Below are 21,344 nucleotides of genomic sequence, written 5' to 3'. Positions count from 1 at the left end.
ATGAACCTATTAATACCAATTTAGAATTAAAAAAATCATTGTCATCATGTTATTAATTTAAGTCACTTAAAAATATACTGACCATTGTCGGCATATATATAACTACAAAAAGCAAAGATAAAAACACGGTAGCTGCAACTTTCTCAGGGTAAAATTTCTGTAAATTCGCTATAACTATAGTATTTGCTGCGAGTGGTGCCGTAGAAAGTAGTTTTAGGGCATTATAGTAATCATTGTTATACCATTTTGTTACAAAATGATCAAACATGATAAATAACCCTACTCCCAAAGGATAGAATAGAAATTTAGCAGCAAAAGTAGCAAAAGTAAATTTTATATCGACTTCAAATTTTTGTAGAGACGAAAGAGCAAGACCCACCATCACCATACCGAGTATTGAAAAAGAACCTTTCATATTATATATAAAATCATCTAAAAAATCCGGTAAAGTAAAACCGCAAAAACTAAATAAACATCCCAAGAAAAAAGCGTTTAAAATCGGTAATTTTACTACTTTTAATATACTATCGGTGGTATTAGCAAAACTTCGCATACAAATATAAAAGCCGACGGAACATTCATAAATATTAACTCCTATCACCGCCATCATGTAAATACTTAATGTATAATCATCGAAAAGTGCTGCAGCTATAGGCAACATAAAATATCCGCCGTTTGCCGTACCTGCAGATAAAGCTATAATATTACGTGTATGATCCTGCCAAAATTTACCAAAAAAATAATAAGAAAAAAGCGATAAGAGTGTTGCAATTACAAATGTTACGACCGTAACGCTTAATACCGAAAATGTTAAGGTTGTACTAGCAGGTATCGTAAAAAATACTATAGGCGATATAAAATAGAATAGTAACGAAGAGATACTATCTCTTTCAACATTTGAATATTTACCTGCTAAAAATCCTATTACTACACTTAATAATACCGAAACGGTTTTAAAAAAAACTATACTAAAGATTATCATGTAATGAGCTAAAGATATAATTACTTATAATATATGAGGTTTTATTTTTTTCACTAAATTTTGTAAAGATTTTTACTTCATCGGAAAAATAAATTTTTAATTGAAATTTAAAAAAGTTTATGTTATTTAAGGTATCTAATTTAATATAATATTTTCATTATTTATGCAAAATCTATTATCCTTATTCATTATATTTTTTTGTTTAAATACCTATTCTAATCCTATGCCCCTTGGTCTTGAATTAAATAAAACTACCAATATAGATCTAACAAAAAAATACAAAATCATCAATAAAGAACCTAATTATTGGCAAGGATATAATTATTATATAGAACCAAATGAAAAAACTATATCTAAAGCTTTAGTGATATGTAATGATTTTAATGTAATAGAAGCCGTTATTTTAACTATAGATAAAAATAAATTTGAAGAGTTTTATAACATCTTAAAAGATAAATATAGTTTAGAAGAAGAAAATGATAAAGTGGTTACTTTCAAGGATGGTGAATGTTTAATCATACTTGAATCTTCTGAATTAAATCCCGAAATGGAACTTGTATATATAACAAACGGTTTTTATAAAGAATTTTTAAATAAACTAGATAAAGAAGAAAAATTAGAGCAGGAACAGATGAAGAGATTATTGTAGCTACAATCAATCGTCATTGTGAGGACGATTTATGCAACAATACTTATGCAAGGATAATATAATGAAAAATATGTAGACGAAGTTTAATTTGGAAAAGAGCAAGGAGTCCATAAGACGAGGAGCGAAGCGTATACTTAATACGTGAGCACCGCAGTACTTATAGGACGACGTAGCCAATTTTTTAAATTAAACGAGTATACACGAAGCCACTTCAGAAATTATAGGCATCCGTAAATTATATTTTTTTATCAAATCCAAAACTAATTTTAATGCTTCTTTTCCCTCTACTAACTCTTTATATTCTTGTAAAAATTTCTTTTTATCTTTACTAATTCCAAGCTCATAACCGAATTTTGTATTACGTGATCCTAAAGAATAGCAAGTAAGAACTAAATCACCAACTACTCCCGCCTCTAATAATATATTCCCCCCCTCTTGCATACAGCTTAAAGCTTTCGATAAAGTAGCAATTTCTTTTAAGGCAGCTACTATAAGCATTGCTCTTGCATTTTCGCCCTGCTCTCTTGCTAAATCAATCCCGCTTTTAATAGCAAAAATATTTTTTAATGCTCCTGCTACCTGTAATGTCACAATATCGCTTGTCACATTAGTAGTAAAAATTTTTGAACTTAGGTCATAAGCTATTTTATTTGCTATATCTATATCTAAACTTGCAATACTTGCTGAAGCCGGTAAATTTTTAGCAAGTTCTCTTGCTAGATTCGGACCTGCAAAAAACGCTGTAGGGCTATGCAGTAATAGAGTTTTAAGTCTATCAGAAAATAGTTCAGTAGGATTACGGGCAAAGCCTTTTGTTGCAATTAGAAGAGTATTAGCTGTAGAAATACCGTGAGTTTTTAATAATTTTATTGAGTAATCAAAGGCGTAAGACGGCACTGCAATAATAATTAGTTCAAAATTCTTAATTATATCTAAGTTTGTAGTAGCCTGTAAATGAGCAGGTAATTTAATATCCCCTAAATATTTTACGTTAGTTTTGTTATGTAAAATTTCTTTTGCTATTTCCTCGTCACGTAAAAATAAAGTAACGTTATTACAGTTTTGTGCTGCTAAAGAAGCAAGGCTAGTACCGAAACTCCCTCCCCCATAAACCGCAATATTTTTAAATTTATTCATGTGCTTATTTTTTCTTTGTCACTTGTAGGCTTGTAGGTATCGTTGCTTGGCTCAGATTCTTCGGTGTCACCCTGTGGCTTGTCCACGGGGTCCATAAAAAAATAAAAAGACTAGATCCCGTGGTCAAGCCACGGGATGACAGTCAAGAAAAAATAACACTATTCCATAGCTTTCTCAAGATTTACTATTATAACGGGTGACTTATTAATTTCTTGTTTTAAGGTTTTACGGATTGTTCCTTTTATTGCCTCGATTACTTGTTCATCCGACAATGCTTTTTTAGCCTGTTCATTTTGAATGGTAACAAGTTCTTTAATGTCGTTTTTAATGAGGTTAACTAATGCCATATCCTCTTTCAGATCAAGCAGCCCAGGCATAGACAGCATTGGGTTTGCAGCAAGCAGCCCTTTTTTATTAATTACTACTGATGCTACCACAATACCCGACTCACGCATACGTCTTCTAGCTTTGAAAATCGGGGACTCAACGGACAGTAAATAATTACCGTCTACAGCTAAATAACCGTTTTCAACCTTTGAAATTACTTTTGCATTATTAGGTTCAAGCAGTACTACACTACCGTTTTCAACCTCTACTGCCTGTTTTATGCCGTTTTTCTTAGCAAGCTTAACATGTTCATGAATATGTACCGGCTCGCCGTGAACAGGTATACAAATATTCGGTCTAATTAGAGAATACATTTTTTGCAGCTCGTCAATCGATGGATGTCCTGAAACATGCACAAAATGGTCTCGCTCGGTAATAACTTCTACACTGGCTTTAACAAATATATTAAATAGCCTGAATATTTTCTTTTCATTACCCGGAATAATTTTTGAAGAAAAAATCATTGTATCCTTAGGAGCAAGCTTTATAGACGGGTGAGAATTACTAGCCAGTTTTGCGGTGGCAGCCATAGGCTCACCTTGACAACCGGTAGCAATTACTAATAATTCTTCTCTTCTAAATCTGCTAACATCACGTTCACTAATTAGAGGAGCAATATCTTTAAAATAGCCGCTTTCCTGAGCAGCAAGCATCATACGATGCAAACTTCTACCGGTTAAAACTACTTTTCTACCAGCAAGCCCTGCTGCATGAATTATTGTATCAAGCCGTGCTAAATTAGAGGCAAAGGTTGAAACTACTACCATTTGAGGACAGCCGGCTATAATATCTACTAAACTTTTTCTAACATCCCCCTCAGAACCCGAGCTTCCTTTATTAAACACGTTAGTCGAATCACAAACAAGTGCAAGAACCCCTTCATCTCCGTAAGATTCTAAAAGCTCCTCATCGGCTTTTTTCCCAAGTACCGGGTCATTATCAAATTTCCAATCTCCCGTATGTAAAATATTACCTGCATCCGTACGGATCATAATTGCTTGCATTTCAGGAGCCGAGTGAGTCAGCGGCACCATCTCTAAGGAAAAAGGATCTAGATTTATTTTACTACCGGGTTTTACTTCATGAATTTTTATATTTTTAGCAAAATCATATTCATTTAAACGAATCTTTAAAAAATTTGCCGTGAAAGTAGTAGTATAAATAGGACATTTAAGACTATTCCATAAATATTGTACCCCGCCTAAATGATCCTCGTGAGCATGAGTTAAAATCAGACCTACTATATCTTTTTTATATTTCTCGATAAAGCTGCTATCGGCAATTATCATATCAACACCGGGTAAATAATCATCAGCAAAACCGCTACCGCAATCAATCATTAACCATTTACCTTTATAATGGTAAAGATTAAGATTCATACCTATTTCATTAGATCCTCCTAGCGGTACAAATAGCAGATCATTTTTATGATTTTTGATGTTGAATGATGACATAATTTAACTTAATATTTATTTTATTACTTATATTCTTATAACTTATTATTAGCTAAGCGTCTATATATTAAAAAAGAAATTCATATAATGAATATAAATAAAATAGCATTGATTTATAACCAAAATTCCAAACATCTAGCTATTATAGAGGAAATAAGAAAACTCTATAATTATTGTAAAATAGAGGAAGCAGAAGCAATTATCGTAATAGGCGGCGATGGAGAATTACTACATAATATTCACCGTTATATGCATCTTAATATCCCTTTTTATGGAGTTAATTTAGGAAGCCTCGGCTTTTTAATGAATCCTTTAGATACCAAGAATTTATTACAAAATATACATGAAAGTACGGTTTCTATCCTAAATCCTCTTCTTATGGAAGTCGAAGATACGAGCGGTCAAATATATACGGCACTTGCTATTAACGAAGTATCGATATTTCGTAAAACTAATCAAGCTGCTAAATTTAGAATAGACGTAAACGGGATAGAGAGAATGAGCAAATTAGTAGCAGACGGAGCTTTAGTTGCAACACCTGCCGGCAGTAGTGCTTATAATTTATCTGCCGGCGGTCCTATTTTACCGCTTGAGTCAAACATGTTATGCCTAACCCCTATCTGCTCGTTTAGACCGCGTAGATGGCACGGCGCTTTACTGCTTTCATCTGCTACGATTAAATTTGAAATACTTAATACAAACAAACGACCGGTAAATGCTACTGCCGACTTTCAGGAGTTTAATAATATCACAAATGTTACCGTTAAATCTACTAAGGATAAGCCTATCAAACTGCTCTTTAATAAAAACCATACGCTGGAAGATAGAATTATTAAAGAGCAATTCGGTGGGTAATTAAAAAATATTAATAATTTTTTGACTAAGAATTAAATTAATGTATGATGCCTTGCTAAAAATAACTAGGCATTATGAAATCAAAAAAGTCTTCTATTAACTTTTCTGAAAATAACCATATTTTATGGTTACCGCTCGAAACTCGCAATATTCCTTAAATACAAGCCCCCTCTTTAGAATTACATAGAGGTCAGAAATTAACAATTTTTAAATATTATATTAATAAAATATTAATTTTACTTAAAATTATTTTAAAAAAGTAGACTTGTATTATACATCTCAGTTTACTATAGCTCTACATATTTTGCATCTATCTTATTTAAAAGATTACTTAAGGATATAGACTCACTTAATGGTTCACGTAAAATATAAGCAGCATATTTATCATCACTCAAATTATCATAATAAATTCCACCACCCAATATTTTTTCTCTTTCTCTATCTATATCTCTAGCAAATTGTAATGTGGTTATACTTTTTTCTAAGATATTTGCAATTATTCCTACATGAGGCTTATCTTTATAAAGGCAAATATCTCCTGGCTTTACTAATTCTAATTTACTATCATTTATACTACCATCTAATTCGACAACTAACTCATAACCATATTGACTTCAGTCTTCTTTCATTTTTTGAGTTGATATATCTTTTATTTGTTCAGCCTTTACATAAGTCGCTTTACCTACTGAACTTGAGCAATCCTCTGGAGCGAATACTGACCAATTTTCAAAGTAGTTATGACCGCCAAATTGGTAATCTCCAAAAAGTAATATTCCTTCTTCATTAGCAAAAGGATAATGTTTTGGTACTAAATTAGATAAAATGTAGCAGCACCTATCATAGTAGGTGTTTCAGCTTTAAGTATTTTAGCAATACTCTTTAATAATACTGAACTAACAGAAGAATTTTCATTACCCCAATACGAGATCCTACTATCCGATTGTAAAACAGGTAATTCATTAGGAGATATGTCATTTGATAGACCATGATAAAATTTCTTTTTTATTATTTGGTCTATTAAATTACCTTTTTGTTGTTTCACATATTCATAAACCATTTTGAGCTGTATATCAGTTTTATTGTATTTTAATTCTACATCATCTATACTTTGATCTTTTAAGTAATTATTTATTGCTTTACTAGTTTCTAAATATTGCTGTATTTTGTCCTCTATTTCTTGCACTAACTCTTCGTTGCTTTTATTAAACTTCTTTCCTCTTTCTTCAACTATAATTTTTTGAATTTTATTTTGTGAATCTCTAATAGCTAATTGTTTTACTCTAATCTGTGCTACCATATTAGCAACCGATTTTGAATTAATTTTAAAATTCTGCATAAAACCTCTTTTGTGATATAGAAGCTTCAGATTAAACATTTTTTAATAAAATTGTCAATTTTTATTAATATTTTACTCAAAAGGTTGGCGTAGGTTAATAGCGGCAGATAAAGTACCTTCGTCTAAATAATCAAGTTCACCTCCGATAGGTATACCACTAGCAAGGCGAGAAATTTTAGCAGGATGCTCTTTTAAATATTCTGTAATAAAATAAGCAGTAGTCTGACCTTCTAAAGTAGAATTAGTAGCAATAATAACTTCTTTAATATTTTCTGCAAAACATCTTTTAAGTAGTTCAGGTAACCGAAGTATGCTAGGGTTTTGTCTACTAGCTGCCGATAAATTATGACCGAGTACATGATATAAACCTTTAAAATTACCGCTACGCTCTATTGCCCATAATTCAGCCACAGTTTCGACAATAGCAATAATTGATTTATCTCTATATTCAGAAGAACAAATACGGCAAATATTTTCCGTATCCATATTACCGCAAATCTTGCATTTTACTATTTTCTTATCTATCTCTACAAGATTATTAATCAGGCTTTTTAACCTTATATCTTTATCTTGTAGTAAGTATAATACTATACGTCTTGCCGACCTACTACCAAGACCGGGTAATTTTGAAAAAAGGTAAATTAGCTGATCTATATCATTATCATTTGTTTCATTCATAAATATACTCGTTTAATTTGAAAAATTGGCTACGTCGTCTAATAAGTTCGCAGGTAGCCACGTATTAAGTATACGCTCCGCTCCTCGCCTTATAAACTCCTTGCTCTTTTCCAAATTAAACTTCGTCTATTACTTAGAAGTATATTTAAGACTTAATAACGACGGTTCCGGCTATTTTATCATGTAATGCTTGTTTTTTAGAAGAAAAAAGTATGAAAAAAATACCTATAGGAAAAGTCATATATCCTAAAAATCTTTTAATTAACTGCTTTAAAGTCGGACGATTTAATGTTACGGCATCTACGATTTTCATACGTAAAAACATTTTACTAAGCGTTGCACCTTTATAATACCAAAGTGTTATGAAATATGAGCCTATTACTAATATATTAGTAGCAAAAATTGAAATATTAAACAAAATATATTTATTAAAATTTCCTGCTTTAAGATATTCATAAAATTCCTGACTCATAACAGAGTTAAACATTTCATTGGGATTATGAAGATTAATGTTATTGCTAAGGAAATAATCATTAAAGAACAACCATAATAAATTAAAAGAACAAAATTGTGATATTGGGATTGCTATAAAGGCAAATAATGATAAATCAAGTGCCGTAGAAAAAATTCGTGCTATAAAATCAGGATAAATAATTTGCTTTTTCATTGCCGGTTACTTTATTTTGGTGTTAGATAGTAAGGGTTGCCGAAATCGTCATTGCGAGGAAATTGCATAGCAATTGACGAAGCAACCTCAGGGATTTTATATTACTTCATGAGATTGCCACGCTCCTTATAGTCGCTCGCAATGACGATTAATGCCCCTAATTAAAATTCAATATATTACATTTATGAATCAATTTGAAGCATATAGTTTATTATTTGTTGATAGTTTTGTCTCAAATCTTGTTATCGGTTTTCAGAATGAATTAATATTTCACTCTATGAAAATGTTTAGGGGCTATAATAGTTTAATAATGCTGCTAGTAGCTATTTGTGCTTCTCTTAGCGGTAATGCAGTCAATTATATTTTTGGAAGAATAGTTTTAAATATCTTTTATGCTTCCAAAAATGAACAAAATATCTTAAGACATAAAAATTTAACAAAATTATATTATAAATATGAGATATTTATAATTTTCTTAATGGCCTTTCCTTTTTGGGGATGCTTTATTTCCTTATTTTCCGGTTTTTTTAAAACAAAATTTCTAAAATTTTTAGGTATTGGTTGTTTGGCAAAAGCATGCTATTATGCTCTAGAATTGTATATATTTTAACTCATGAAAAAATTAACCAAAACTAATTCTCATAGACAACAAAAATTAGCAAGCATTATAAATGAAGCATTAATCGAAATTCTAAGGCGTGGTAAAATGCTGGATAGCAGACTTTTTGATTGTCCTCTTACTATTACGAAAGTTATAGTTACTGCCGACCTAAAAATAGCTAATTGTTATTTCTTGCCTTTTAATACTAAACTAACAATAGATGAAATTATGGATGCATTAAATAATTCTAAAAATGCTATCAGAAATTTTATTACTAATAAAATAAATATGAAATTCTCGCCTGATATAAGATTTCATTACGATCACGGATTTGATAATGCTATAAAAGTGGAAGAGTTACTAAAAAATATATAGGTGCTAGGGGATAAACTCAATCATTGAAAACAATATCCGTTATACTAAAAACGCTTAAAAATTAAGCTTTAGTACAACAACCCCCTAGCATAAATGGACTAAAGGCTATAAATGTTTTGCAATGATAGAGTTTAAACATCATTTACAAAATGATAATATCATAATAATTGAAATAATCAAGATATTTTAGCTATTTTTTAATATTTTTTAAACTTTAAGTATAACTAAAATAAAAATAAATCCTTATTTTTATTAAATAACTTTAAAAGATTATTTTTTTATATTAATATATAAGAATAATCTTTTAATAAAAATAAATAGAAAATGTCTCCTCAAATAATAGAGTTATTAATTTTTGCCGTTATTGCCTTTTTTATTATTAACAAATTAATTACGACTCTCGGTTCTACTTCAGAAGAGGAACAGACAAAGCAAAAATCTTATTTTGGCGAACCGGTTATTAAGGACATAACTTACAGTACAGTTAAATCTAATAAAGAAGAAAAAAATATTCCAACAGCCCAAGATATTAAAGCCTTTAAAAATATAATAGTGGAACACAATATAACTACGGTCGTAGATGGAATGGAACAAGTCCATAAACGCCTTTATTCCTTTGATCCGGTTAAATTTGTAAATAATGCTAAAACTGCTTTTCAAATGATTATAGAAGCTGCTTATAAAAAAGACACTCAAGAATTATCTGAGCTGATAGATAAAAGATACTTGGAAGAATTTGAAAAAATAACGCCGTCTTACGGTAATTTTTTTGACTCATCGGCTTTAAGTGCAAAATATTCAGAAATTTACATGTTCGGTAATAACATATTTATTAAATTACTATTTCAAGGTAAAAATGTAGTTGACAAAATCGAAGATTTAAAAGAAGAATGGACATTTACACGTAATGCTAATGCCAAAGAAGTTGATTGGTTTTTAAGCAATATTGAGAGAGTGTAAATAAAATTCTAGGTCATTACGAGGAGATGCTACTTGCGTGAACACCAAGTCGTCATTGTGAGGAAATTACGAAGTAATCTCAGGATATTTGACGAGATTGCCACGCAGCCTACGGCTGCTCGCAAGGCATTGTTGCTTGGATCGAAAAACGCATTCAGTGTCATACCGTGGCTTGACCACGGTATCCAAAAAACAATAAAAAATATTTAGTATTTTAAACTGGATCCCACGATCAAGTCGCAGGATGACAGCGGTGGAATTGATACACGCAACAATGTCTGCTCGCAATGACAACTCTAGATTCACGGCATGACACTTATAAATAACATAACAAACCATTAGTAATGAGCAAAATTTTCTATATTATAGCTACTATATTAATAATAAGTGTCGGTATTTTTATGTTTCAAAAGCAAACGATAGTGAATAACAATCAAATAATCCCAAGAAAAGTTTTATTCGGTAACCCTGATAAAGCAAGGGTTTCTCTAACCCACGACGGCAAATATATTCTATATGTTGCACCCAAAGACGGCGTCTTGAATATTTGGCTAGCACCATCAGACGATATTAGTAAAGCAGAATCTATAACTCATGATAAAGATCGGGGAATAAGAGACTATATGATAGCTTATAATAATAAGAATATTATATATTCTCAAGATCATAAGGGTGATGAAAATTTTAGGCTTTATAGCTATAACCTAGAGACTAAAGAAACAAAGTTACTCACTCCTGAGCGTGATGTTAGAGCTGGTATAGTTGCGATAAGTTATAAAAGCTCTAATGAAATATTAATAGATTTAAATGAGCGTGATCCTAAATATTTTGATGTTTATAAATTAAATCTAGATACTTTAGAAAAAGAGCTAGTATTAAAAAATGAGAAATTTACAGGTTTTATCATAGATAATAATTTACAAATAAGATACGCTGCTGCACCTGATAAAGACGGAGGTACGGAATACTACGAACTAAAAAATGATAAGTGGGAATTATTTACTAAAATATCAATGGAAGATTCAGCGAATACTTCTATTTTAGGCTTTGATGCTAGTGATGAAATTCTTTATATAGTTGATGGACGCAATCGCAATACTTCTGCACTTAAAGCTATAACACTTATAAACGGTAAAGAAGAAATATTAGCCGAAGATGCAAAAGCCGATATAGGCTTATTTACCGTGCATCCTACCAAACAAACTCCTCAAGCGGTATCTATAGATTATGATAGAGTATCATACAAAATATTAGATACAGACATTGAAGATGATGTTAAATATTTGCAAGCTCTTGATCGTGGGGATTTAATTATTAATAGCAGAACACTAGATGATAAAACTTGGATTGTAGCTTATGATAGTGATAATGCACCGGTGAAATATTATAAATATGATAGGGCAAATAAAAAAGCCGAATTTTTATTTACTAACCGTAAAGAACTTGAGCAATATAATCTTGCTAAGATGATTCCGGTAATTATCAAGTCACGTGATGGACTTAATTTAGTTAGCTATATAACTTTCCCAAATGATGTAAAGCTTGATGAAAATAATATACCCGATAGAAAAGTACCTCTAATCTTAAATGTTCATGGTGGTCCGTGGGTACGTGATAGTTGGGGATATGATCCTGAGCATCAATGGCTTGCAAACCGTGGCTACGCAGTTTTAACTGTTAATTACCGTGGTTCTACAGGCTTTGGTAAGGATTTTGTTAATGCTAGTAACCTCGAATGGGGAAGAAAGATGCATTATGATTTACTTGATGGAGTCAACTGGGCAGTTAAGAATAATATCACTGACCCTGATAAAATTTGTATTATGGGCGGTAGTTACGGTGGTTATGCAACTTTAGTCGGTCTTACTATGACGCCGGACGTATTTGCTTGCGGTGTTGATATGGTAGGACCTTCAAATTTATTAACCTTAATTAAAAGTGTGCCGCCTTATTGGGAACCGGCTTTAAATGAATTAAAAAAAAGAATTGGACCTTGGGACAACGAAAAAGATATAGAATTTTTAAACGAACGCTCTCCTTTAACATTTGTTGATAATATTAAAAAACCACTTTTTATTGCTCAAGGAGCTAACGATCCTCGTGTAAAACAAACAGAATCCGATCAAATTGTAAATAGCATGAAAGCAAAGCATATACCGGTAGTTTATGCACTTTACAAAGATGAAGGACACGGCTTTGCAAAACCAGGTAACAAAATCTCATATTACGCTCTTGCCGAACAATTTTTAGCCAAGATTTTAAAAGGAAGAGCAGAGCATATAGGAGATGACTTAAAGAATGCTAATCTCATCCTGAATGATAAAGAAAAAATTACCGGCGAAGAGGCAGAAAAGATTATAGATAAGGTGGTTGGGAATTGATATACTACGTCATTGCGAGCGGGGATCGTTGTACATGAATCAAAAAACGCGTTCGGTGTTATCCCGTGGCTTGACCACGGGATCCAGTAAAATTCACAAGTTGTTTTCTAGATACCGTGGTCAAGCCATGGGATGACAATGCAACCAATTTTGGGGGTATCATGCTACTTACAAACACTGAAAATTCTTACGGCTTAATTGCAAAACTTTTTCACTGGGTCATGAGTATTATAGTTATAGTAATGCTCGTTGTCGGTTTCTCAATGGATAATTTCGTAGAGCCTCCTTTAAAATGGCAACTATACGGGATACATGAAGCAACCGGCATAGTTGTTTTATCTTTAGTAATAATAAGGCTTTTATGGAAATTCTATAATGCTAAGTTTTGCTACCGGAAGACATGCCGAATTGGCAGAAAAAAACCGCTAATATTAATATAAATTGCTATATCTTTTAATGTTATTAATGCCGATAAGCGTCTTTCTAATGACTATTTTATCAAACCATCATATTGATTTTTTGGTTTGTTTACTATAAATTCTTTTGCTCAAGATTTACAATTTGCCAAAATCTTTAAAAAAATCCATAAAAAGGCTGCTTTGTTATTTACTACTTTAATTATTTTGTATATACTAGCTGCGTTATATCATCACTTTATTAGGAAAGATAACGTACTTAAGAGGATGTTGAATGAGTAGCACAATGTCACCCCGTGGCTTTGAGTCTCAGGATACAGCCTGTGATACAAGATACCGTGGTCAAGTCACAGTATGACATTAAATAACAAAGAACTCTCTTCTTTACAGCTTAAAGATTAGTTATTATACTGTGCTTTTATTATTTAAATAAATTATTTAAAATGAATATTCATGAATATCAAGCAAAAGAGATTTTAAGAAAATACGGCGTACCTACTTCCACCGGGCTAGTTGTTACGAAAACCGAAAGGATTAATGAAACCATAGATAAATTAAATACGGAAGTATATGTGGTTAAAGCACAAATACATGCCGGCGGTAGAGGTAAAGCAGGCGGTGTTAAGGTTGTTAAGAGTAAAGAAGAAGCCAAAAAAGTTGCTCATGACATGTTTGGTATTAATTTAGTAACGCATCAAACAGGGCCTCAAGGACAAAAAGTAAACCGTCTTTATATCGAATCAGGTTGTGATATTTTAAAAGAATATTATTGCAGTATAGTATTTGATAGATCGGCTAGCTGTATTACTTTCATAGCTTCTACTGAAGGAGGAGTTGATATTGAAGAAGTAGCAGAAAAAACTCCGGAAAAAATTATTAAATTTTCCGTTGATCCTGCAACCGGTTTACAAGATTTTCATATGCGAGGCATAGCTTATGAGTTAGGCTTTAAGGATAACCAAGTCAAACAGATGAAAGAAATAGTAAAATCAGTCTATAATGCTTTTATTGAAACCGATGCAGCACAAATTGAAATCAACCCGTTAATTGTAAATAGCGACGGGAACTTATTAGCTTTAGATGCAAAAATTACTTTTGACGATAATGGCTTATTTAAGCATCCGAATATTACGGCAATGCGTGATCACGATGAGGAAGATCCTTTAGAAACTAGAGCGGCAAATGCAGGACTTAGCTATGTAAAAATGGACGGTAATATCGGCTGTATGGTTAACGGGGCCGGTCTTGCCATGGCTACTATGGATATTATTAAACTTTACGGTGCTTCGCCTGCTAATTTCTTGGATGTCGGTGGCGGGGCCGATCGTGAGTGTGTAAAAGAAGCTTTAAAAATAATTCTATCCGATAAAGAAGTACAAGGGATTTTAGTTAATATTTTCGGCGGTATCATGCGTTGTGATATTATAGCTGAAGGAATTATTGCAGCTGCAAAAGAAATAGGCATAAAAGTACCGTTAGTGGTTCGTTTAGCCGGTACAAACGTTGAAAAAGGCAAAGAAATTTTATCAAATTCCGGTTTAGAAATAATACCGGCACATGATTTAGCAGATGCTGCAAGCAAGATAGTTGAAGCGATAAGGTAATACTGCTTATATTTCAAGAATTGCTCTTTCATTTTATCAAGGACTCGTGATGCCTCACGTACTATATGTACGCTATAAAATTCAATTCTTGAAATACAAACAGTATTAAATACAACAAATTTTTAAAATAGCGTATTAAAAATGGCAATATTAATAAATAAAAAAACAAAAGTTATCTGTCAGGGTTTTACTGGTTCACAAGGAACTTTTCACTCTGAACAAGCGATAGCTTATGGCACTAACATGGTTGGCGGTGTTACACCTGGCAAAGGCGGTCATACTCACCTTGATTTACCTGTATATAATACCGTACATGAAGCAAAAGCAAAAACCGGTGCAAATGCGAGCGTTATATATGTTCCGCCCGGCTTTGCCGCTGATTCGATATTAGAAGCAATCGATGCCGAAATTGAAGTAGTAGTATGTATAACGGAAGGAATCCCGGTACTTGATATGGTAAAAGTAAAACGTGTTTTAGTCGGCTCTAAAACTAGATTAATCGGTCCTAACTGCCCTGGGGTTATCACACCGGGTGAATGTAAAATCGGTATTATGCCTGGGCATATTCATAAAAGAGGAACGATAGGTATTGTTTCAAGATCAGGTACTCTAACTTATGAAGCAGTAGCACAGACAACAGCAGTAGGACTTGGACAATCTACGTGTGTCGGTATAGGCGGCGATCCTGTTAACGATACTAATTTTGTTGATTGTATTGAAATGTTTTTGAAAGATGATGAGACAAAAGCAATTATTATGATTGGTGAAATTGGCGGTAATGCGGAAGAAGATGCAGCTGAGTTTATCAAACAATCAAAAATTAAGAAGCCTATTGTTAGCTTTATTGCAGGTATTACAGCACCTCCAGGTAAAAGAATGGGACATGCCGGAGCTATTATTGCCGGAGGAAAAGGAAGTGCCGAAGATAAGCTTGAAGCTCTACAAAGTGCCGGCGTAACTATTACTAGATCCCCTGCCGATATCGGTAAAACTATGCTGGATTTACTGAATAAAGGCTAAATTCGTCATTGCGAGGAAAGTACGTAAGTAATTGACGAAGCAATCTCAGGATGCTTGACAAGGTTGCCACGTCGCTTCGCTCATCGCAAGGAGCGTGGCAATCTAGAAAAAATAATAAAAATTCTGATTTACAGAATTTTTTACTGGATTGCCTCGTTAAAACTTACAGTTTTTCCTCGCAATGACAGAAAAACCGATCTACGCAACAATTCTTAAGAACTCTTATTATCCCTAATTTCTTTAACTATATTTAGTAATTGTGGAAAATCTATTAACCCAGGTATTAATTTTGAATCAATTATATACGCAGGTACTCCTTGGATTCTAAGGCTTCTAGCTATTTTCATATTTTGAGTAATTAAATCTTTAATCTCATTGCTATCGGCAATTTCTTCAATTTCCGTAGCATTTAAGCCATTCTCGGTTAATAATTCTTTTATAGATTCCTTAGAAACATCTCTTATTTTTATTAATTCATCATGAACAGCTTTAAATTTACTTGGATTGACCTTATAAACGGCTAAAACTATTCTTGCAAGATATTCGGAAGCATCTCCAAGGATAGGAAGCGGTCGTAATATAACTTTAACTTTTGGATCATTTTGCAATAATTCATTTATAGAAACATCACCTTTTTTACAATAAGAACAATTATAATCATAAAAAGCAATTATTGTTACATCATCGTCTTTATTTCCTATAACAGGAAAGCTTGTGCTATCCTCAATACCTAACTTATTATCTTTTAGATAGTTATTAACTTTAGTCTCATTTTCCTGTACTTTACGTTTTTGCAACCCTTCTATTGATTCTATTATTATTTCCGGAGTTTTAAGCAAATAATCTTTGATTATTTCTTGGACTCTTTCCTCTTCACATTTCCTTGCATCCTCGCTTTGTTTAACCTCAACGGAAACCGGATTTGTAGAATAAGTTTTCATTGTTTTGAAAACAAATAAAACTCCTATCACAACTACAAATATAACCAATATTTTACATATAATATGCTGCATAAATACCTTTTTAAAAATTCTAAATTGTTTTTACTTCATTTCAAGAAAGCTGGTTCAATGTCATCTAGTTCGGTTATTTGCTGCATGGATCATGGATAGGTTTTTCCGTTGTCATACTGCTATCCAGCTTAAAATATTAAAATTATTGATATTAAAGTTTATTTTTCTGGATACCGTGGTCAAGCCACGGGATGACACCGAATACGTCGAGCCCACACAACAAAATCCATTACTTCTGTCTTATTAATCTGCTCTGATCTCTTTTCCAGTCTTTTTCTTTAATTGACTCTCTTTTATCATGTAATTTCTTACCTTTAGCAATACCAAGTTCAACTTTCACTTTATTTTTTTTATTAAAATACATAGAAAGAGCTACTAGCGTATAGCCTTTTATTCTAATTCTACCGATAATTTTCTTTATCTCTTTAGTATGCAACAATAATTTACGCGGTCTACGAGTAGAATGATTAAATCTATTCGCTTTTTCATATTCTGCAATATGGCAGTTATACAAAAATACCTCATGTCCGGTATCTGCCGCATGGCTTTCTTCTATAGAAGCTTTGCCTTGACGCAGAGACTGTACTTCACTACCCTTTAATACAATACCTGCTTCTAATCTTTCTTCAATAAAATAATTAAAAAGGGCTTTCTTATTTTGTGCAATAACTTTCTTATATTCGGTCATATTTTTATGGATAGTGATGTTATGATGTTTTCAATTTGTTTTTTAGCACTATCACTTGCTTCAGTTAATGGGAGTCTAATTTCATTTTCACATAAACCTAAATAATGTGCAGCATATTTTATTGGAATCGGATTAGATTCTACAAATAATGCTTTATATAAAGGCAGTAATTTCTGATGGATTCCTAATGCTCCTTTAGTATCATTCTTATACCACTTCTCTAATAGCTCTTTACACATATTGGGAGCAATATTAGAAGCTACGGAAGTCCACCCTACCCCACCTTGAGCGTTAAAAGCTAAGACTACTTCATCATTACCGGTTAAAATGTTGAAATCCTCTTTAACTATTGCTCTAATCCGCAATAGACGTTCTAAATCTACGCCACAATCTTTTAATGCTAAAATACGCAGTAGCTTGCTAAGTCTCAATATTGTCTCATCAGAAAAATCTACTCCGCTTCTAGTTGGAGCTGAATATAACATAATAGGTAGATTACACGCTTCATGCAATGCTTCAAAATGCTTATAAATCCCGTGTTGGGTAGGTTTTACATAAGATGGCGGACTAGCCATAAAACCATCTACACCGATTTTTGTAGATTCCGCTGCAAGTTCTCGTGCATAAGCAGTATTATTTGATGAACACCCGCTTATTATAGAAATACGCTTATTAACGATTTCTACGCTAGTTTGCAGTAATAATTTATATTCTTCAAAGCTTAAACTACTACCTTCTCCGGTTGAGCCTGCAATTAATACTGCATCGACTTCATGCTTTATTTGATATTTTAAAATTCTCTCTAAAGCATATAAGTCTAACTTATTATCTTTAAAAGGTGTTATAAGTGCAGTAATTAAACCTTTAAATATGTTATGCATGATTTTTTGATTTTAATTGTTTAGCTTATTAAATCGTCATTGCGAGAAGAATTACGTAGTAATTCAACGAAGCAATCTCAGGAGTTTGTTATTATTTGATGAGATTGCCACGCAGTCTACGACTGCTCGCAATGACGACTCGGTCCACGCACGGGCAATACCTCCCACAATGACGTTTCTTCTACTCCCTAACAACACGCCCATACTCTTCTTTCAAACGATCTGCAATTTGATGATCATCGAAAGTAATCTTTTTATTGCCTAAATCTATAGAATCAATATTTTGTACCTCGATTGCCGTGCCTGTAACAAAGCATCCGGTAAAATCCTCTATTTGCTCTAATTTTAAACGCTCTTCTTTTACTTCTAGACCTAAATCTTTTGCAATTTCAATAATAGTCTGTCTTGTTATACCGTTTAAAAACCTATCAGCAATTGGAGTATATAATGTTTTATCTTTAACAAAGAAAATATTTGTTGTAGTGCATTCAGCGATATACCCTTCATAATCAAGTAATAATGCATCATCATAGCCAAGAGCTTTAGCTTCTTTTTTACTCGTTATTGCCATATTATATTGAGCGGCGGATTTAGATTGTACCGGCGTGCTATCAGGCATTGCTTTACGCCAGTGGCTTACATGCAAATTTATACCTTTCTCAAAAGACCTCGGCATAGATGGAATACCGGCAATCAAAAGATTAGTAGATAAATACTGATTAGTGATATTTAGCGACTCGTCTCCACTCCAAATAAGCGGTCTTATGTATGCATCCTTAATATTATTTTGTTTTATTACAAGTTCATGAGCTTTCATAATCTCATCAACATTATACGGTACTTTCAAACCTAATGCTTCTGCTGATTTTATTAATCTTTCCGTATGTTCTTTTAGTTTAAAAACTTTGCCGTTATAAGCTCTCTCACCCTCAAATACCGATCCTGAATAATGCAGGCTATGAGTTAAAACATGAATCCTTGCAAATTGATAAGGAACTAAATCACCGTTAATCCAAATATGCCAAAAAATTTGCTCTAGTTTTATCATTGTCATTAACCTATATTTATATTAAAGTATTGTCAATAGTCATTGCAAGCTGGTATATGATAGAAAAGCTAATACCAATTTTTCAAATTAAACGAGTATACATGCATACATACAAAGCACATATTTTAATCGTTGATGATGATAGCAGAATATTAGCACTTTTAAAGCAGTTTTTAAATAATAACGAGTTTTTAGTATCAACGGCAAGCTCAGTCATAGAAGCTAAAAATCTATTAAAAACTTCTAATTATGATTTAATTATTTTAGATGTTATGTTACCTGAAATAACAGGGCTTGATTTTGCTACTACTATAAGGGATGCCGGTAATAATATTCCTATAGTTATGCTTACTGCTTTATCGGAAGCCGATGACCGTGTTAAAGGACTTGAAGCCGGTGCCTCTGATTATATAACTAAACCTTTTGAACCGAGAGAATTATTACTTCGGATAAATAACTTAATCAATAATTATAATAACTTTAAAAAAGAAACGAATATAATTAAATTCGGCAATAATTTTTATAATTCCGATACAAAAGAATTTACCAAGAATAATCAAATTGTATCTCTTAGCTCTACTGAACAAAAATTACTTGAGATATTAATAAAAAATTCCGGTAAATCTACTAGTCGTTTTGAACTTTCAAAAATAATGGGAGGGCTTAGTATGCGTTCTATCGACGTACAAATTACAAGAATAAGAAACAAAATAGAAGACAACCCAAAAGAACCGAAATATTTAAAAACCGTGCGTAATGAGGGCTATGCACTTTATATCTAAATTATTACAGTATATTTCAAAGAGCTTCAGACAAGATGAATTTAAAAGCGAGCCTGCACAGCGTATAAAAATACGTGAACATAGGCGAGTCTTGAAAAATTCGCTTGTATCAAGTTCTTTGAAATATGCTTTACCGAGAACATTATTTGTACGGTTTATGTTTATTATAATCATTCCGATTTTAATAGGACAAATCGTTGCTATATTTTTGTTTTACGATCGTCATTGGTATAATGTTTCATATTATACTAGTACTATTATTATCAATGAAATAGAATCACTGATTAAAGAACATAGAAATAATTCAAGAGAGATAACCCATTTATCGGAAAATTATCTTAATTTATCTTATCAATTTCAGCTTAGTAAAAAGTTATCTATAAAACAACCTAAATTAAGTGAGCCTCTAACTATATTTAAAAATATTTTAGCTACAAAAATCCATGAAAAAAATATAGTTAAACTAAATAAAGAAAATAAAATTGAAGTATTTTTAGAATTAAAAGATGGAATATTATATATTACTTTTCCTGCAAAGTTACTACTTAATCCTACAGTATATATATTTGTTTTATGGATTATATCTTTAACAGTTATATTACTTTCTGTTTCTATTATTTTCTCCAAAAATCAAATTAAATCAATACTCACTCTTGCGGATAGCATGGATAAATTTGGTCAAGGTGTTTTAAAAGGCAAAAATTTCAAACCTTCAGGAGCCTTAGAAATAAGAAAAGCAGGGCTTGCTTTTTTAAAAATGAAAGCCCGTATAGAAAAACAAATTACTAAAAGAACCACTATGCTTGCTATGATTTCGCATGATCTTAGAACTCCTTTAACAAGAATGAAGCTACAACTTGAATTGATGGAAGAAAGCGAAGAAATCAAAGGGTTAAAACAAGATATATTAACTATGCAGCAAATGATAAATTCTTATTTAGATTTTGCTAAAGGTGAAAGTACAGAAGAATTTGAAGAAATTTTATTATTACCTTGGATGGAACATCTTTTAAACAAATGGTCACATGTAGATATTGAATTTATAAAATCTACTAATTTAGATAAACTAGAAGTACGAATTAAGCCGAATTCTTTTGAAAGAGCCTTGTCCAATTTAATCGGTAACGCTATAAAATATGGCACTAAAATTAAGATATCTTCAAAAGATAATTCATCTACCGTAGCTATAATTATTGAGGATAACGGTCCCGGTATAGATGATACGGAAAAACACCTTGTATTTAAACCGTTTTATAGATCAGATAAAGCAAGACAGCTTGATAATGCAAGTAACGTAGGACTTGGGCTTGCTATTACTAAAGAAATAATAAACGATCACAAAGGCTCTATTTATTTAGAAGATAGCAAGGATTTAGGCGGACTATCGGTAAGAATCGAAATACCTAAAATATAGCTTTTGTTTTCTCTGT

At 32.1% G+C, this 21,344-nt stretch carries 24 protein-coding genes and 1 pseudogene; 14 read left to right on the top strand and 11 right to left on the bottom strand.

Translation table 11 applies throughout. The features are described 5' to 3' along the window. Positions 1 to 52: 52 nt before the first annotated feature. On the bottom strand, positions 53 to 982 hold the full coding sequence (locus MB29_RS00275; RefSeq protein ID WP_032138594.1) for an AEC family transporter: 930 nt from the start codon (positions 980 to 982) through the stop codon (positions 53 to 55). Between the two features lie 163 nt (positions 983 to 1,145). Between MB29_RS00275 and MB29_RS11020 the strand changes: the two genes are divergently transcribed. After that, positions 1,146 to 1,631, top strand: coding sequence for a hypothetical protein (locus MB29_RS11020; protein WP_215426131.1), 486 nt, complete (start codon positions 1,146 to 1,148; stop codon positions 1,629 to 1,631). Positions 1,632 to 1,817: 186 nt separating this feature from the next. On the opposite strand, the gene MB29_RS00265 is transcribed toward MB29_RS11020, so the two are convergent. Then, a complete protein-coding gene (locus MB29_RS00265; RefSeq protein WP_032138593.1) occupies positions 1,818 to 2,768 on the bottom strand; it encodes an NAD(P)H-dependent glycerol-3-phosphate dehydrogenase in 951 nt (316 codons plus the stop codon). A 158-nt stretch (positions 2,769 to 2,926) separates the two neighbouring features. Then, on the bottom strand, positions 2,927 to 4,609 hold the full coding sequence (locus tag MB29_RS00260; protein ID WP_032138592.1) for a ribonuclease J: 1,683 nt from the start codon (positions 4,607 to 4,609) through the stop codon (positions 2,927 to 2,929). An 87-nt stretch (positions 4,610 to 4,696) separates the two neighbouring features. On the opposite strand from MB29_RS00260, the gene MB29_RS00255 reads away from it, so the two are divergent. Then, positions 4,697 to 5,464: an NAD kinase gene (locus MB29_RS00255; protein WP_032138591.1), complete on the top strand. Its 768-nt coding sequence runs from the start codon at positions 4,697 to 4,699 to the stop codon at positions 5,462 to 5,464. Positions 5,465 to 5,751: 287 nt separating this feature from the next. On the opposite strand, the gene MB29_RS13290 is transcribed toward MB29_RS00255, so the two are convergent. The 4 genes from MB29_RS13290 to MB29_RS00240 form a co-directional block, all read right to left on the bottom strand. After that, entirely contained in the window at positions 5,752 to 5,886 is a 135-nt protein-coding gene (locus MB29_RS13290) for a hypothetical protein (RefSeq protein WP_267881701.1), read from the bottom strand. A 386-nt stretch (positions 5,887 to 6,272) separates the two neighbouring features. Then, on the bottom strand, positions 6,273 to 6,800 hold the full coding sequence (locus MB29_RS08945) for a hypothetical protein (protein WP_215426130.1): 528 nt from the start codon (positions 6,798 to 6,800) through the stop codon (positions 6,273 to 6,275). 72 nt (positions 6,801 to 6,872) lie between these two features. Beyond that, on the bottom strand, positions 6,873 to 7,478 hold the full coding sequence (gene recR / locus MB29_RS00245; RefSeq protein WP_032138590.1) for a recombination mediator RecR: 606 nt from the start codon (positions 7,476 to 7,478) through the stop codon (positions 6,873 to 6,875). Between the two features lie 145 nt (positions 7,479 to 7,623). Then, positions 7,624 to 8,145 carry an RDD family protein gene (locus tag MB29_RS00240; RefSeq protein ID WP_008579802.1) on the bottom strand — a complete coding sequence of 174 codons (522 nt, stop codon included), beginning with the start codon at positions 8,143 to 8,145 and terminating at the stop codon, positions 7,624 to 7,626. Positions 8,146 to 8,329: 184 nt separating this feature from the next. Between MB29_RS00240 and MB29_RS00235 the strand changes: the two genes are divergently transcribed. The 10 genes and pseudogenes from MB29_RS00235 (at position 8,330) to sucD (ending at position 15,502) form a co-directional block, all read left to right on the top strand. Next, positions 8,330 to 8,755: a YqaA family protein gene (locus tag MB29_RS00235; RefSeq protein ID WP_032138665.1), complete on the top strand. Its 426-nt coding sequence runs from the start codon at positions 8,330 to 8,332 to the stop codon at positions 8,753 to 8,755. A gap of 3 nt (positions 8,756 to 8,758) precedes the next feature. Beyond that, complete coding sequence (gene rbfA / locus MB29_RS00230; RefSeq protein WP_032138589.1) at positions 8,759 to 9,121, top strand: 30S ribosome-binding factor RbfA; 363 nt, start codon at positions 8,759 to 8,761, stop codon at positions 9,119 to 9,121. Positions 9,122 to 9,445: 324 nt separating this feature from the next. Then, positions 9,446 to 10,081 carry a Tim44 domain-containing protein gene (locus tag MB29_RS00225; protein WP_032138588.1) on the top strand — a complete coding sequence of 212 codons (636 nt, stop codon included), beginning with the start codon at positions 9,446 to 9,448 and terminating at the stop codon, positions 10,079 to 10,081. A 33-nt stretch (positions 10,082 to 10,114) separates the two neighbouring features. Continuing rightward, positions 10,115 to 10,291, top strand: a complete 177-nt coding sequence (locus tag MB29_RS14415) for a hypothetical protein (protein WP_233418819.1) — start codon at positions 10,115 to 10,117, stop codon at positions 10,289 to 10,291. 134 nt (positions 10,292 to 10,425) lie between these two features. Continuing rightward, entirely contained in the window at positions 10,426 to 12,462 is a 2,037-nt protein-coding gene (locus tag MB29_RS00220; RefSeq protein WP_032138587.1) for a S9 family peptidase, read from the top strand. A 161-nt stretch (positions 12,463 to 12,623) separates the two neighbouring features. Further along, on the top strand, positions 12,624 to 12,902 hold the full coding sequence (locus MB29_RS07795; protein ID WP_233418797.1) for a cytochrome b: 279 nt from the start codon (positions 12,624 to 12,626) through the stop codon (positions 12,900 to 12,902). A 16-nt stretch (positions 12,903 to 12,918) separates the two neighbouring features. Then, positions 12,919 to 13,067, top strand: a pseudogene (locus tag MB29_RS13565) (cytochrome b); the annotation flags it as partial. Further along, a complete protein-coding gene (locus MB29_RS12120; RefSeq protein ID WP_233418813.1) occupies positions 13,062 to 13,160 on the top strand; it encodes a hypothetical protein in 99 nt (32 codons plus the stop codon). The pseudogene MB29_RS13565 and the gene MB29_RS12120, both read left to right, overlap by 6 nt. Before the next feature lie 161 nt (positions 13,161 to 13,321). Then, positions 13,322 to 14,482 (top strand): ADP-forming succinate--CoA ligase subunit beta, encoded by a 1,161-nt coding sequence (sucC, locus tag MB29_RS00210; protein WP_032138586.1) that lies wholly within the window; start codon positions 13,322 to 13,324, stop codon positions 14,480 to 14,482. Between the two features lie 141 nt (positions 14,483 to 14,623). Continuing rightward, the gene (gene sucD, locus MB29_RS00205) at positions 14,624 to 15,502 is read left to right on the top strand and encodes a succinate--CoA ligase subunit alpha (protein WP_032138585.1); all 879 of its coding nucleotides are present in this window, start codon (positions 14,624 to 14,626) and stop codon (positions 15,500 to 15,502) included. Between the two features lie 212 nt (positions 15,503 to 15,714). Here sucD and MB29_RS00200 read toward each other — a convergent pair whose 3' ends face one another. From MB29_RS00200 to MB29_RS00185, 4 genes are all read right to left on the bottom strand, one after another. Next, complete coding sequence (locus MB29_RS00200; RefSeq protein ID WP_032138584.1) at positions 15,715 to 16,515, bottom strand: DsbA family protein; 801 nt, start codon at positions 16,513 to 16,515, stop codon at positions 15,715 to 15,717. A gap of 229 nt (positions 16,516 to 16,744) precedes the next feature. After that, complete coding sequence (smpB, locus tag MB29_RS00195; RefSeq protein ID WP_011270991.1) at positions 16,745 to 17,203, bottom strand: SsrA-binding protein SmpB; 459 nt, start codon at positions 17,201 to 17,203, stop codon at positions 16,745 to 16,747. Then, on the bottom strand, positions 17,200 to 18,084 hold the full coding sequence (gene dapA / locus MB29_RS00190) for a 4-hydroxy-tetrahydrodipicolinate synthase (RefSeq protein WP_032138583.1): 885 nt from the start codon (positions 18,082 to 18,084) through the stop codon (positions 17,200 to 17,202). The genes smpB and dapA overlap by 4 nt, the downstream gene beginning before the upstream one ends. Positions 18,085 to 18,265: 181 nt before the next feature. Further along, a complete protein-coding gene (locus tag MB29_RS00185) occupies positions 18,266 to 19,138 on the bottom strand; it encodes a branched-chain amino acid transaminase (RefSeq protein ID WP_032138582.1) in 873 nt (290 codons plus the stop codon). A 95-nt stretch (positions 19,139 to 19,233) separates the two neighbouring features. Here MB29_RS00185 and MB29_RS00180 point away from each other — a divergent pair, with 95 nt between their 5' ends. Both MB29_RS00180 and MB29_RS00175 read left to right on the top strand, forming a co-directional pair. Further along, entirely contained in the window at positions 19,234 to 19,914 is a 681-nt protein-coding gene (locus MB29_RS00180) for a response regulator transcription factor (RefSeq protein WP_032138664.1), read from the top strand. Beyond that, positions 19,898 to 21,328: a palindromic element RPE3 domain-containing protein gene (locus tag MB29_RS00175; RefSeq protein ID WP_215426129.1), complete on the top strand. Its 1,431-nt coding sequence runs from the start codon at positions 19,898 to 19,900 to the stop codon at positions 21,326 to 21,328. The genes MB29_RS00180 and MB29_RS00175 overlap by 17 nt, the downstream gene beginning before the upstream one ends. The last annotated feature ends 16 nt before the right edge of the window (positions 21,329 to 21,344 follow it).

It is taken from the genome of Rickettsia tamurae (assembly GCF_000751075.1).
Lineage (GTDB): Bacteria > Pseudomonadota > Alphaproteobacteria > Rickettsiales > Rickettsiaceae > Rickettsia > Rickettsia tamurae.
This window is presented reverse-complemented; position numbering and strand designations above follow the sequence as displayed.